15 protein-coding genes, 1 pseudogene and 1 other annotated feature are annotated in these 12,951 nt (G+C 38.3%); of the genes and pseudogenes, 9 read left to right on the top strand and 7 right to left on the bottom strand.

Annotated features, from left to right (window positions below):
- Positions 1-190 precede the first annotated feature (190 nt).
- The 3 genes from acuC to acuA are packed head-to-tail and all read right to left on the bottom strand — an operon-like array spanning position 191 to position 2,648.
- Complete coding sequence (gene acuC, locus RTP99_RS15575) at positions 191-1,357, bottom strand: acetoin utilization protein AcuC (protein WP_000092800.1); 1,167 nt, start codon at positions 1,355-1,357, stop codon at positions 191-193.
- Positions 1,354-1,998 (bottom strand): acetoin utilization AcuB family protein, encoded by a 645-nt coding sequence (locus RTP99_RS15570; RefSeq protein ID WP_000634566.1) that lies wholly within the window; start codon positions 1,996-1,998, stop codon positions 1,354-1,356. The genes acuC and RTP99_RS15570 overlap by 4 nt, the downstream gene beginning before the upstream one ends.
- Before the next feature lie 17 nt (positions 1,999-2,015).
- Positions 2,016-2,648, bottom strand: a complete 633-nt coding sequence (acuA, locus tag RTP99_RS15565) for an acetoin utilization protein acetyltransferase AcuA (RefSeq protein WP_000581384.1) — start codon at positions 2,646-2,648, stop codon at positions 2,016-2,018.
- Between the two features lie 176 nt (positions 2,649-2,824).
- On the opposite strand from acuA, the gene acsA reads away from it, so the two are divergent.
- The 6 genes and pseudogenes from acsA (at position 2,825) to tyrS (ending at position 7,728) form a co-directional block, all read left to right on the top strand.
- Positions 2,825-4,543 (top strand): acetate--CoA ligase, encoded by a 1,719-nt coding sequence (gene acsA / locus RTP99_RS15560; RefSeq protein WP_000862044.1) that lies wholly within the window; start codon positions 2,825-2,827, stop codon positions 4,541-4,543.
- Between the two features lie 174 nt (positions 4,544-4,717).
- Positions 4,718-4,816: pseudogene (locus RTP99_RS15555) on the top strand (acetyltransferase); the annotation flags it as partial.
- 71 nt (positions 4,817-4,887) lie between these two features.
- Positions 4,888-5,343 (top strand): hypothetical protein, encoded by a 456-nt coding sequence (locus RTP99_RS15550; RefSeq protein WP_000066459.1) that lies wholly within the window; start codon positions 4,888-4,890, stop codon positions 5,341-5,343.
- The gene (locus RTP99_RS15545; protein ID WP_000057172.1) at positions 5,324-5,869 is read left to right on the top strand and encodes an RNA polymerase sigma factor; all 546 of its coding nucleotides are present in this window, start codon (positions 5,324-5,326) and stop codon (positions 5,867-5,869) included. The genes RTP99_RS15550 and RTP99_RS15545 overlap by 20 nt, the downstream gene beginning before the upstream one ends.
- Complete coding sequence (locus RTP99_RS15540) at positions 5,850-6,095, top strand: hypothetical protein (RefSeq protein WP_000016435.1); 246 nt, start codon at positions 5,850-5,852, stop codon at positions 6,093-6,095. The genes RTP99_RS15545 and RTP99_RS15540 overlap by 20 nt, the downstream gene beginning before the upstream one ends.
- Before the next feature lie 77 nt (positions 6,096-6,172).
- Positions 6,173-6,401, top strand: a binding site (T-box leader).
- 70 nt (positions 6,402-6,471) lie between these two features.
- Positions 6,472-7,728, top strand: coding sequence for a tyrosine--tRNA ligase (gene tyrS / locus RTP99_RS15535; RefSeq protein ID WP_000512082.1), 1,257 nt, complete (start codon positions 6,472-6,474; stop codon positions 7,726-7,728).
- Positions 7,729-7,806: 78 nt separating this feature from the next.
- Here the strand turns inward: tyrS and RTP99_RS15530 are convergent, their stop codons facing one another.
- The gene (locus tag RTP99_RS15530; protein WP_000154633.1) at positions 7,807-8,109 is read right to left on the bottom strand and encodes a YjdJ family protein; all 303 of its coding nucleotides are present in this window, start codon (positions 8,107-8,109) and stop codon (positions 7,807-7,809) included.
- A 149-nt stretch (positions 8,110-8,258) separates the two neighbouring features.
- Here RTP99_RS15530 and RTP99_RS15525 point away from each other — a divergent pair, with 149 nt between their 5' ends.
- A complete protein-coding gene (locus tag RTP99_RS15525) occupies positions 8,259-8,387 on the top strand; it encodes a hypothetical protein (RefSeq protein ID WP_000050944.1) in 129 nt (42 codons plus the stop codon).
- Positions 8,388-8,441: 54 nt separating this feature from the next.
- Here the strand turns inward: RTP99_RS15525 and rpsD are convergent, their stop codons facing one another.
- On the bottom strand, positions 8,442-9,044 hold the full coding sequence (gene rpsD, locus RTP99_RS15520; RefSeq protein WP_000135311.1) for a 30S ribosomal protein S4: 603 nt from the start codon (positions 9,042-9,044) through the stop codon (positions 8,442-8,444).
- A 398-nt stretch (positions 9,045-9,442) separates the two neighbouring features.
- Between rpsD and megL the strand changes: the two genes are divergently transcribed.
- On the top strand, positions 9,443-10,621 hold the full coding sequence (gene megL / locus RTP99_RS15515; RefSeq protein ID WP_000726612.1) for a methionine gamma-lyase: 1,179 nt from the start codon (positions 9,443-9,445) through the stop codon (positions 10,619-10,621).
- Positions 10,622-10,682: 61 nt separating this feature from the next.
- On the opposite strand, the gene RTP99_RS15510 is transcribed toward megL, so the two are convergent.
- Entirely contained in the window at positions 10,683-11,162 is a 480-nt protein-coding gene (locus tag RTP99_RS15510; RefSeq protein WP_000494335.1) for a GAF domain-containing protein, read from the bottom strand.
- A 147-nt stretch (positions 11,163-11,309) separates the two neighbouring features.
- On the opposite strand from RTP99_RS15510, the gene refZ reads away from it, so the two are divergent.
- Positions 11,310-11,948, top strand: coding sequence for a forespore capture DNA-binding protein RefZ (gene refZ / locus RTP99_RS15505; RefSeq protein ID WP_000814933.1), 639 nt, complete (start codon positions 11,310-11,312; stop codon positions 11,946-11,948).
- Between the two features lie 11 nt (positions 11,949-11,959).
- Here the strand turns inward: refZ and RTP99_RS15500 are convergent, their stop codons facing one another.
- Positions 11,960-12,904 carry a DMT family transporter gene (locus RTP99_RS15500; RefSeq protein WP_001036063.1) on the bottom strand — a complete coding sequence of 315 codons (945 nt, stop codon included), beginning with the start codon at positions 12,902-12,904 and terminating at the stop codon, positions 11,960-11,962.
- Positions 12,905-12,951 lie beyond the last annotated feature (47 nt).

Below are 12,951 nucleotides of genomic sequence, written 5' to 3'. Positions count from 1 at the left end.
ATAAAAATATATCAGCGATTATTAGAATATATAGGCGCAACTTGAAATATATCAGCGATTATTAAAATATATCGGCGCAACTTGAAATATATCAGCGATTATTAAAATATATCGACTTACCGACAAAAAACGACAATAATAGCAAGCTATAAATAAAAGGAGGCTATTCAAAAACGAGCCTCCTTTTCCTTTAGTATAAAGATTTTGTCATATTATTCCGAATAATTTCGAGGGATTTCGCTACAGTTAATGCATTCTTTTCTTCAATTTCTGGTTTGCGGGGGATAGGTTTATACATGTTGTCTGGATCTTCCCATGTGAGGGGAAGTTCTGTTTCTGCTTGTCCTTTCCAAGCTTCAATCCATTCTGGAGGGAGATAACCTGAGATGTTTTGGATGTTGTTCATTTCGAGCCAAATGAGTGCCCAAGCTCTTGGGACGACGCGCCAGTGGTCATAGCCACCGCCGCCGACAGCAATCCAACGACCTTCGCAATATTCGTTAGCGATTTCGCGAGCGAGCTTCGGTATTTCACGGTAAATATTCATCGTTGCGCAAAGGTGTGTAAGTGGATCGTAGTAATGTGCGTCAGCGCCATTTTGCGTTAAAATAATATCCGGTTTAAAGTATGCGGCCACTTCTTTTACGACAGTTCGATAGGAATCTAAGAAAGATTCGTCTTCTGTAAAAGCATCGAGTGGAACGTTAAAAGAATAACTATAACCATTACCTTGTCCACGTTCATTTACAGCTCCAGTTCCAGGGAATAAATATCGACCGGTTTCATGTAGTGAAATGGTGCATACGTTAGGATCGTCATAAAAAGACCACTGTACACCATCACCGTGATGAGCATCTGTATCAATATATAAAACGCGTAAACCGTATTTCTTTTGAATATATTTCATTGCGATAGAGCTATCGTTATAAATGCAAAAGCCAGATGCTTTGCCGCGGAAGCCATGATGTAAGCCGCCTCCTAAGTTAAGCGCGTGTTTTACTTTCCCGGAAAGAACAGCATCGACAGCTGTTAACGTACCACCAACGAGTAATGCGCTTGCTTCGTGCATATTTGGAAACATCGGTGTATCTTCTGTTCCGAGTCCATATGTCATCGCAATTGATTTTTCTAACTTACCTTCTCCAGCACGTTTTACCGCATTTATGTACTCCTCTGTATGAATGTAGGCAATTTCTTCATCTGTAGCCATCCTTGGTGAAATGATTTGGGAAGGAGAGATGAAACCACCCTTTTGTAATAAATCATACGTAAGTGTGACGCGCAGTTGGTTAAAAGGATGATCAGGGCTAAATGAATAGCCCCGAAAGTCATCCGAATAAATAAACGCGCTACTCATGCTTGCATCCCCATAATGTTCGGCCATAATACGCGGTAGCCTTCTGCTTCAAGTGCATCAATCACTTTTAGCGGATTCATCGTTTGAATGCGGAAAACGAGTACTTTATCATTCTCATCTTTTGCTGGGTAGACGAGAACGCTCACGATATTGATTTGTAAATCGCTAAAAATAGCAACGACTTTTCCAAGAATACCAGGTTCATTTTTTACTTGAATTTCAATTTGTGAACTCGGTTGATGTGCCCCTGTTAATTTCACTAACGTATGCAGTACAGTCGATTCAGAAATGATTCCGACTAACTTTCCAGCCTTTGTAACAGGAAGACAGCCAATTTTATTTTCAAAAAATAAAGTAGCAATTTCCTCAACGAAATCGAGAGGATGGCAAGTCATAACAGGATGTTTCATGATCAGTTCAAGCGGTTGCTTCAGCATATCGAGTGAAACTTGTTCATCTAAAATAGACGGACTTGCATCTCTTACATCCCGATCAGAAATAATGCCTACGACATGATTATTTTGATCGACAATTGGAATGTGCCGAATGCCTTTCGTACGTATCGTTCGGATTGCTGTTTCGATTGTATCGTTTGGATGTAATGTCACTACATCTTGATTCATAATTTCTTCTACAATCATTCCAGTTGCCCCCTTTATTAGTACATAAAACGATTGTGAAAACGTAGACGATCAAATGCTTGAATAGAATCCGTATCAACGCGTTTACCGATGCGGACCATTAAACAGTTAGCAGGATGTGAACAAATTTCAGGATCATCTGTAGCCATCCATTGTAACCCGCCAGCATTCATCATCTTTTCCATTACTTTTCGGTACTCCCAAACATTTAAGCCTGTTTGTTTTAAATCCCAGTGCCAATAATATTCAGTCGTCAATATAATGTAATCTTCCATATAATCGTCCATCATGGAAACTTCTAATAAGTTTTTTCCGACAGCGCAACCACGGAAGGCAGGGACAACTTCAATTGCCCCGAGTTCAATTAAGTTTTCCATCTTTCCTTCTGACCATCGTTCAAGTGGATCAGGATACAAGTATGTAACATATCCAACAATCGTTTGGTCATGTCTAGCAATAATGAGACGAGCTTCTGGCAATTTAGAAATTTCGACAATTGCTTTATATTGCTGCTCGGCAGGACGAAACGCAATTAAGTCTGGATGAAACTCATACATTTCTAAGTTATGTGTAGAGACAGGCCCTTCAATAATTAAAGTGCCTTTCGCTGTTTTTAAGTTTCTAGCATTATATATTTTTTTATGAATCAATGTATTGCTCACCACCTTGAGGGTTTGTGAATCTATTCATATCGTACTTTATAATATATGCGATGTGAATCGAAATTTGTCATTAAAAATTTGTCTAAAAATCAACAAATATACTGAAAATTTTAAATAATGTTATTATAATAGATAATAGAATACATAGGAGGGGGATGTAAAGTATGAAAGTAGAAACGCTTCCTGTCATTAAAGGAGAAAATAATTTGCCGAATTATGATGAGGCATACGCAAATTTTAACTGGGAAGAGGTTAATAAAAACTTTACTTGGAATGAAACAGGCCGAGTAAATATGGCGTATGAGGCAATTGATAAGCATGCGAAATCCGATCGAAAGAATAAAGTAGCCCTTTATTATCAAGATGGATCGCGAAAAGAGAAGTATACATTTAAGGAAATGAAGGATTTTTCTAATAAAGCAGGAAACGTCCTGAAAAATTATGGCGATGTAGAAAAAGGCGATCGCGTTTTTATTTTTATGCCGCGTTCCCCAGAGTTATATTTCGCCCTTCTTGGTGCAGTGAAATTAGGGGCAATTGTTGGTCCGTTATTTGAAGCATTTATGGAAGGCGCAGTTCGCGATCGTTTAGAAGATAGCGAAGCAAAAGTGTTAATTACAACGCCTGAATTGTTAGAGCGCGTACCATTAAATGATTTACCAGCTTTAAAAACAGTCTTCCTTGTTGGAGATCATGTAGAAGAAGGCGGTAAAACAGTAGCATTCAATCCTTTATTCGAACAAGCTTCAAAAGAATTACATATTGAATGGTTAGGCCGTGAAGACGGTCTGATTCTACATTACACGTCTGGTTCTACTGGTAAGCCAAAAGGTGTGCTCCATGCGCAAAACGCAATGGTTCAGCACTATCAAACGGCGAAATGGGTATTAGATTTAAAAGAAGACGATGTATATTGGTGTACAGCTGACCCAGGCTGGGTAACTGGTACAGCTTACGGTATTTTCGCACCGTGGTTAGTCGGAGCATCAAATGTTATTTTAGGCGGACGTTTTAGTCCAGAAGCTTGGTATGAAGCGCTGCAAGATTACGGCGTAACAGTTTGGTATAGCGCACCAACGGCGTTCCGTATGTTAATGGGTGCTGGACAAGATGCAATTAAAAAATACGATTTATCACAAGTGCGCCACGTGTTAAGCGTTGGTGAACCGTTAAATCCAGAAGTAATTCGCTGGGGGATGAACGCATTTGGACTTCGTATTCATGATACGTGGTGGATGACAGAAACAGGTGGACAAGTTATTTGTAACTACCCTTGTATGGAAATCCGTCCAGGTTCAATGGGTAAACCAATTCCAGGTGTAAAAGCAGCGATTGTTGATAATGAAGGAAATGAAGTGCCTCCCTACACAATGGGTAACTTAGCAATTAGCAAAGGTTGGCCAGCGATGATGCGCGGAATTTGGAATAACAAACAAAAGTATGAATCTTACTTCATGCCAGGCGATTGGTACGTATCAGGTGATTCTGCCTATATGGACGAGGATGGATACTTCTGGTTCCAAGGACGTATTGACGATGTAATTATGACGTCAGGTGAGCGCGTTGGTCCGTTTGAAGTAGAAAGCAAATTAATCGAGCATGCTGCTGTTGCAGAAGCTGGTGTAATCGGTATTCCTGATCCGGTGCGCGGCGAAATTATTAAAGCATTTATCGCGCTTCGTGCAGGGTACGAACCATCTGAAGAATTAAAAGAAGAAATTCGTCAATTTGTAAAGAAAGGTCTAGCAGCTCATGCAGCGCCAAGACAAATTGAATTTAGAGATAAATTACCGAAAACGAGAAGCGGTAAAATTATGCGCCGCGTATTAAAAGCGTGGGAGTTAAACTTGCCAACAGGTGACTTATCAACGATGGAAGATTAAGAGAGAAAGGTCTGAACGAAATAATGTTCAGGCCTTTCTTTTTTATTCTCTCTTTAACCTACATAGAAGTTAAAGAGGGAGCAAGCTTGTGTATTAACAAGAAAAGTTAAATGAAACATTAGAAGTAAAATTAGAATAACGTAGTGGAATCGTAAAAAACTATTCGGGACAACTGGAGATAATACGGTTATTGCATCTGGCACCGTTGTAACGAAAGATGTACCAGACAATGTAGTAGTTGGTGGGAATCCTGCAAAGGTTATTAAAAAATAAAATAATATTTGAACGAAGTGCCTTCCTCGTCTGTATACATTTATGAAAGAATAGATGAGGGAGGATTTTTTATGTCTAATAAATTACTACTTGTTTTTGCTTTAATTGGAATTATAGTCGTATTTTCTTGTGGTCTTTTCTTACCGATACCAATTGGATATAGAGTATCAATGCTTACAGCTGGAGTTATAATGAGTGTTGTGTTTTCAATTATTATTCCGTTTGATAGAAAACATATAGTACGAAAAAAAGGGAATAAAATCGATTTTACAAAAACAAAAGTTTATTTTCGTTGGAATGTATTTGATACGATTTCTGTTTGTCTGGCATTGTATGCATGCATATGTGTGCAGGTTTTAATTTTTTTAGTTCCAATGGGATTTACAATTCAAAATCCATATGTTCAATTTTTTACAAATCAATCGCAGTTGTGGGTTTTTATTGCAATTGCATATTTAATTTCCCGTATTTCATTAACGTTAAAAGGAATAAAGGAGATCAAAAATCATGGCGCAGATTGGGATTGAGGAGGAGCTCATGCTTGCGTATCAAAGGGGAGATAAGCAGGCTGGGGAAAAACTATATGTTTTAATCAAACCAGCGCTATACACATTTTTATATCGATTTAATCGAGATGAACAATTAAGTATCGACCTTGTACAAGACACGTTTTTGACGTTAGAGCGTAAGAAGCATATGTATGAACTTGAAAAAGGCAAAATAAAAACGTATTTATTTCAAATTGGTTATCGTCTTATGATTAATAAATTAAATAGAAGAAAAAAGTGGCGTACGCTTTTGCCATTTTTAGTGCCGATTCCGGAAAAAGAATTTTCTCACGAAGATCGTCTCACAGTAAGAGAAGCAATTTTGAAAGTTCCGGAAGAGCAGCGAGCTGTCCTTATTCTTTCTTATTATCATGATATGCAGCAAAAAGAGATTGCGGAGATATTAAACATTCCGATTGGAACAGTGAAATCGAGACTTCATAACGGGATAAAGAAATTGAAACAATTGCTGGAGGTAGATGAAATTGAGCGGAAATCCCTTTAAGAGTGAATATAAATTAAAACAACATTTAGATAGTGACCATGTAGAAGTACCGGACTTTCCAAAAACGGTAAGTCGCTTCGATCGATTAATCGGCTTTCTTGGTTCCCCGGCGAAAGATCCTGTGGAAGCGACAATTGGGAATGATTTATCGGTTGTGTTTCACGTATCGTTATTAGTTGGAGTTCCAATCCTTTCTCTTATTACGATACTCTTTATGACGTTATAAAGGATTGGCAAGAAGAGAAACCCGACCCCTATTTGACACGCCTATATAAATGATGGTATAAAGAAAAGTATATGAATAATTGAGCGTGGAAAGGGAGAAGTAGTGATCATTTCCCTGTTTTAGAGAGCTGATGGCCGGTGAAAATCAGCACATAGATGATCGCGAATTACGCCCCTAGAGCATCTTTTTTCGATTGAATTGTATTCAAAAGGGAAGAGACGGTGCTAAGCCGTTATGTAAATAAGGTGGTAGGCTTTTTTGGTCTGCAACTAGGGTGGTAACGCGATGATCAAAATCGTCCCTTATTTGAAGGGGCGATTTTTTTATGTTTTTAACCTTCACGCCAGTAATGAACTTAAAGGAGAGTATGTAGGATATGGGTATTTTACAAGATCTTGAATTTCGCGGTCTAATTAATCAGCAAACAGATGCTGAGGGCCTTGAGCAATTATTAGAAAAAGAAAGCGTTAAATTATACTGTGGTTTCGACCCGACAGCGGATAGCTTACACATCGGTCATATGTTACCAGTATTAATGTTACGTCGTTTCCAATTAGCTGGTCACCAACCAATCGCACTTGTTGGCGGTGGTACTGGTATGATCGGTGATCCAAGTGGTAAAAAAGCAGAGCGTACATTAAATACGAAAGATACAGTTGCTTACTACACAGAAAGCATTAAAAACCAACTTTCAAACTTCTTAGAGTTCGAAAACGTGGACAACCCAGCAACAATGGCTAACAACTATGACTGGCTTGGTAACTTAGATGTCATTTCATTCTTACGCGATATCGGTAAAAACTTCGGTTTAAACTATATGTTAGCAAAAGATACAGTAGCATCTCGTTTAGAGACTGGTATTTCATTTACTGAGTTTAGTTACATGATTTTACAATCATACGACTTCTTAAACTTATACCAACACCATAATTGTCGCCTACAAATCGGTGGTAGTGACCAATGGGGTAACATTACAGCTGGTCTTGAATTAATCCGTAAATCAGAAGAAGATGCGAAAGCATACGGTTTAACAATTCCACTTGTTACAAAATCTGACGGTACGAAGTTTGGTAAAACAGAAGGCGGCGCAATTTGGTTAGACCCAGAGAAAACAACTCCTTACGAGTTCTACCAATTCTGGATTAACACAGATGACCGTGATGTTGTTAAATACTTAAAATACTTTACATTCTTATCTCATGAAGAAATTCTTGAGCTTGAGAAACAAGTAGCTGAAGCACCAGAAAAACGTGCAGCACAAAAAGCATTAGGTGCGGAAATGACAAAACTTGTTCACGGCGAAGAAGCATTAGAGCAAGCGATTAAAATTTCAGCTGCATTATTCAGCGGTTCTGTAGCAGAACTAACTGCAAGCGAAATCGAGCAAGGATTCAAAGACGTACCATCTGTAGAACGTACTGCAGAAGATACAGTATTAATCGACTTACTTGTAGAAAGCAAAATCTCTCCATCAAAACGTCAAGCACGTGAAGATGTAACGAACGGTGCAATCTACGTAAACGGTGAGCGTACACAAGCATTAGACTACGTTGTAACAGAAAAAGACCGCATCGAAGGTAAATTCACAATCATTCGCCGCGGTAAAAAGAAATATTTCTTAATTCGTTACTAATCCGAAACGAATGTAAAACAAATAGTGCCCCGAATTGTAAACTGAAAAGTTTATGATTCGGGGTTTTTATGTATGAATTTAGATTATCTCACGAGTTCTTGTAAATAGAATATGAAGAATTAATATGAGCATATAAAGTAAACTAACTAACATAACGATAAATGCTGTTGGATAAAATTTTGCTGCATATATAAAGAAATCAATTTGATAAATATCTTCGTAATTAGAAACGGTGCCTTTGAAGTAATTCGTAAACTTAGCGCTATATTTCCATTCATCAGGATCATCTATCAAATTACTCCCCTGATACCAATTAATAAGCGCGGAAGTAATAAACAACATACATGCACTACCCAATTGAACCATTTGGTTTATTGTCAAAAGAGTCCACCTCCTATTTAATGGTTATTATAGCGTGCATTCATAGTTCTGTAACCTTTTTGTTGTAATCTCCTTTTCGAGTTCATACGGAAATCACATGTAAGCGGTATGATGAATGTATAACAACTAGAAAGGAGTGGTAAAACAAAATGTCACTAGAAGCGCTCATTATTTTTTCTTTGCTAAATGCGGGTCAGCTTGCAGAGAATTCGAAGGTGGATGTACATAAAGAGCAGAAAGATGCTTATGTATATGTTCAGAAAGAGGAAAATAAATAATTTTATTTTATATATAAACGAAAAAAGCCAATCCACAGGATTGGCTTTTTGTCATTAACGAGAGTAGAACTCTACGATTAATGCTTCGTTGATTTCAGCTGGTAACTCAGCACGCTCAGCGTGACGAGTGTAAGTAGCTTCTAATTTGTCAGCATCGAAAGTTAAGTATTCTGGTACGAAGTTGTTAACTTCGATCGCTTCTTTAACAACAACAAGGTTGTTAGATTTTTCGCGAACGCTGATAGTTTGACCAGGTTTTACACGGTAAGATGGGATATCTACGCGAGCGCCATCAACCATGATGTGACCGTGGTTTACTAATTGGCGAGCTGCACGACGAGTGCGAGCTAAGCCCATACGGTAAACTAAGTTGTCAAGACGAGCTTCAAGAAGGATCATGAAGTTTTCGCCGTGCTTACCAGGCATTTTACCTGCTTGGTCAAATGTGCGACGGAATTGACGCTCAGTCATGCCGTACATGTGACGAAGTTTTTGTTTCTCTTGTAATTGTAAACCGTATTCTGAAAGTTTCTTACGTTGGTTAGGACCGTGAGGACCTGGTGCGTAAGGGCGTTTTTCTAATTCTTTTCCTGTGCCGCTTAGAGAGATTCCAAGACGACGAGACAGTTTCCAAGCTGGACCTGTATAACGAGCCATAGTTGACTCCTCCTTTAAAATGTTTTTATTTACGTAAAATAAAAACAGACGTAATCGATATTTACGGGCATTTTGTTTTCATGTACCTTCGCTCCAGCAGCAGGGAGTTACGAGATACACCTCCGCAGAGGAACAAAATACAAACGATAAACTCACATTACAAGGCTGCCTTTTTATTTTACACAAACGCTATTATATCTTTTACCCAGAGTTTCGTCAAGCGAGTACGTTTTTGTTTTATGCATATAAATTTTGGAAATGAACAAGAAGGAATTTAAAACGATATAAAAGAAGAGATAGAAACACAAATAAAACGCTTACATAAAATGTAGTAAAAACGTTCATCAAATTTTTGTTGGTGAATATGCGGCAATAAAAACATAAAAGGGGATGTTTTTATGAAAAAGAAGCATATGGAGACAGCGTTAATTCATCACGGTTATACATCAGAGGAATATAAAGGAAGTTTGACACCGCCTTTATTTCAAACGTCTACATTTACATTTGAGACTGCGCAGCAAGGAGAAGCGAGTTTTGCGGGAGTGGATCCATCTTATATTTACTCAAGACTTGGAAATCCAACTGTGAAATTATTTGAAGAACGTATGGCGGTGTTAGAAGGAGGAGAAGAAGCTCTTGCTTTCGGATCTGGTATGGCAGCTATTTCCGCAACGTTAATTGGTTTTCTAAAAGCTGGAGATCATATTATTTGTTCAAATGGATTATACGGATGCACGTACGGCTTTTTGGAAGTGTTGGAAGAAAAATTTATGATTACGCATTCGTTTTGTGATATGGAGACAGAGGCTGATATGGAAAATAAAATTCGCCCAAATACAAAGCTTATTTTCGTTGAAACACCGATTAATCCGACAATGAAATTAATTGATTTAAAACAAGTGATTCGGGTTGCGAAGCGAAATGGTTTACTTGTCATTGTTGACAATACGTTTTGTTCACCTTATTTACAAAGACCGCTTGAACTTGGTTGTGACGCCGTTGTTCATAGTGCGACAAAATATATTGGTGGTCACGGTGACGTTGTAGCGGGTGTAACAATTTGTAAAACGAAAGCGTTAGCTGAAAAGATTCGCCCGATGCGAAAAGATATCGGCGGTATTATGGCGCCGTTTGATGCGTGGTTATTGTTACGCGGATTAAAGACACTAGCGGTAAGAATGGACCGCCATTGTGATAATGCAGAAAAAATTGTATCGTTTCTAAAAAATCATGATGCGGTAGAAGGTGTTTGGTACCCAGAAGGAGAGTTAGCATCTCGCCAAATGAAACGTGGGGGCGGCGTTATATCTTTTTCAATTAAAGGTGGGAAAGAAGAGACGCAGGCGTTTATTAATGACCTTCACTTTATTACAATTGCGGTAAGTTTAGGAGATACAGAAACGTTAATTCAGCATCCGGCAACGATGACGCACGCTGCGATTCCAGCTGCGTTAAGACAAGAAATGGGCATTTATGATAATTTAATACGTTTATCTGTCGGTTTAGAATCTTGGGAGGATATCGTTTCTGATTTAGAGCAAGCGTTAAAGAAAATATCTACTGTTAGTAATCAATAAAAAAAGAGCCAGCTATCGGTTTTGTACGTCATGTACTTAATCGATAACTGGCTCTTTTTTGTTACATATGTTTTAGGAGTGTTTCCACAAACTTTTCTAAATAGCGCTGATCTACTTCGTCGAAACGATTTTTTTCAGGACTATCAATATCAAGTACACCAATGACATTCCCATCCTTAATAATCGGTACGACAATTTCTGAATTTGAAGCACTGTCGCAAGCGATATGCCCTGGGAATTGGTGGACGTCTGCTACAAGCTGCGTTGTTTTTGTTTCAGCTGCAACGCCGCAAACGCCTCGTCCAAATGGAATGCGCACGCAAGCAGGCATTCCTTGGAATGGTCCAAGAACAAGCTGATTTCCTTCTGTTACGTAAAAGCCAACCCAATTAACGCGATCTAAAAATTGGTTTAATAATGCGGACGCATTTGATAAGTTTGCGACTACGTTTGATTCGCCAGTTAATAATGCATCCAGTTGTTTTATTACTGTCTCATATTGCTGCACGCGAGATCCTGCATAACTTTCTTTAGTAAACATGGAAACAGCTCCTTTTTTATCGAGATGTGTAAAATATTAGCAAAATACGATGTATTTCACATGACTTTGTCGATAGAAAATTAAAGGAATTTGTCTTAAAAGTCAAGAAATTTACACTATAGCTGTTCAGTGAGAGGAAGTGAGCGCATGAAACAGACGAAACAAAAAGTAATTGATGCGGCAATATCGTTGTTTAACACGAAAGGGTATGATGGAACGTCGGTGCGAGACATTGCAAAGCGAGCGGATGTGAATGTAGCGAATATTTCATATTATTTTGCTGGAAAGCAAGGCCTATTAGAGCAGCTTATTACTAATTTTTTAGAAGGGTATATTCATGTGATTGAAACATCCTTTGAACAGAGGGAGTATTTGTCGGCTAAAGATGTAATGGTGCAAATGGTGCGCGGGATTTTACGATATCAATTTGATAATAGGGAGCTGACACGTTTCTTTTACCGAGAGCTGTCGCTTGATACGACATTAATTCGCGAAGTGATGACCGTTTATTTTTCTAAAGAAAGATATTATATAGAGCAAGTAATTAGACAAGGACAAATGAAACAAGAGTTTAAGAAGGTATCTTTTACAATGTTTATGACGCAATTAAAAGGCATGATGAATATGCCGTTTTTATATCCGCAATATATATCAGAAGTGCTGCATTCTTTTCCATCTGAGACCTTTTTCTTAGAAATGTACACGAAAGAAATTGAACAATGGATGGAACAAACATTATGTATAACGAATATGTATCAGGAATGGCCAAGAGCTGTTCATATGTGAGAAATCCCCACCTAACGAACGGAGGTGGGGATTTCTGTGCTTTCTTTTCTTTGCCATAAATTGTTGCATAATAGTGCGATAATTGTTAATGAAGCTCCGGCAATTTCAATTTTGTCGACTGTATAACCTTGAAAGATGGAACCGATAAGTGCAAGCACAGGAACTAAATTCATAAATAATATGCCGTTAATAGATGAAATATAGCGATTTCCTGCGTTCCAGCAAAATACTGCGATAACGCCTGCAATAATCGACATATATAAGAGTTCAAAACGAACGTTCATAATTGTACGTAGTGATGGTACAGTAATGACGTTTGTGTAAGTGAAGAAAGTGACAATAACGATGAGTGATATGGAGCCAAATAAACAAGTTAACGTCGTGTACCTAAGTGGCGACCAAGATTGAAAACTAGCACCACCGTTTGTATAAATGACCCAGCAAGTAACGCCGCACAGCATAAGTATATTTGTTGAGAGGTGACTGGCAGCTCCAAATAATAAGTGAATATTTCCTTTTGAAATGACAAGCATAACACCGATAAGTGCAACGAACATACAAAGGAAAGTGTAGTTTTGTGGGCGTTTGTTTTTAGTTATCCACTGCAATAATAAAGCGATGAGTGGCATAAGAGACTGAATCATCGCGGCATGGATGGCTCCAGACGGTCCGGCAAGTTGTTGTCCGTAGAAAACGAGAAAACCATATCCTGCGAAACCGACTGTTCCGTAAAAAAGTAACGAAAGTGTTTTCTTTTCTAAGCGGAGTGACTTTGTCCCTTCGGTAAGTAATAACAGAATAAGAAAAATAATAGCTGCTGATCCATAGCGAATCGTTGTGAAGAAGAACGGATCGATAAACTGTAAGGCGTTTGCCATGACAGGAAACATAAATCCCCAAGCCGTTACGGCAAGTAAGCATAGGAGGGATCCGAGTAGCATTTGTTTTTTGTTCAAGAGTATCTTTCCCCTTTACATTTCGTTATAGTAAGTTGATGAAATAA

Origin of the sequence: Bacillus sp. (in: firmicutes) (assembly GCF_031983925.1) — a bacterium.
GTDB classification, from domain to species: Bacteria; Bacillota; Bacilli; order Bacillales; family Bacillaceae_G; genus Bacillus_A; species Bacillus_A pacificus.
The sequence above is the reverse complement of the archived record's forward strand: the minus strand, read 5'-3'. Positions and strand labels throughout refer to the sequence as shown.

Bases quoted from the DNA above. Each gene is read 5' to 3' on its own strand.
- acuC (WP_000092800.1), bottom strand. From the start codon at position 1,357: ATGAGTAGCGCGTTTATTTATTCGGATGACTTTCGGGGCTATTCATTT.
- RTP99_RS15570 (WP_000634566.1), bottom strand. From the start codon at position 1,998: ATGATTGTAGAAGAAATTATGAATCAAGATGTAGTGACATTACATCCA.
- acsA (WP_000862044.1), top strand. From the start codon at position 2,825: ATGAAAGTAGAAACGCTTCCTGTCATTAAAGGAGAAAATAATTTGCCG.
- RTP99_RS15550 (WP_000066459.1), top strand. From the start codon at position 4,888: ATGTCTAATAAATTACTACTTGTTTTTGCTTTAATTGGAATTATAGTC.
- RTP99_RS15545 (WP_000057172.1), top strand. From the start codon at position 5,324: ATGGCGCAGATTGGGATTGAGGAGGAGCTCATGCTTGCGTATCAAAGG.
- tyrS (WP_000512082.1), top strand. From the start codon at position 6,472: ATGGGTATTTTACAAGATCTTGAATTTCGCGGTCTAATTAATCAGCAA.
- RTP99_RS15525 (WP_000050944.1), top strand. From the start codon at position 8,259: ATGTCACTAGAAGCGCTCATTATTTTTTCTTTGCTAAATGCGGGTCAG.
- rpsD (WP_000135311.1), bottom strand. From the start codon at position 9,044: ATGGCTCGTTATACAGGTCCAGCTTGGAAACTGTCTCGTCGTCTTGGA.
- megL (WP_000726612.1), top strand. From the start codon at position 9,443: ATGAAAAAGAAGCATATGGAGACAGCGTTAATTCATCACGGTTATACA.
- RTP99_RS15510 (WP_000494335.1), bottom strand. From the start codon at position 11,162: ATGTTTACTAAAGAAAGTTATGCAGGATCTCGCGTGCAGCAATATGAG.
- refZ (WP_000814933.1), top strand. From the start codon at position 11,310: ATGAAACAGACGAAACAAAAAGTAATTGATGCGGCAATATCGTTGTTT.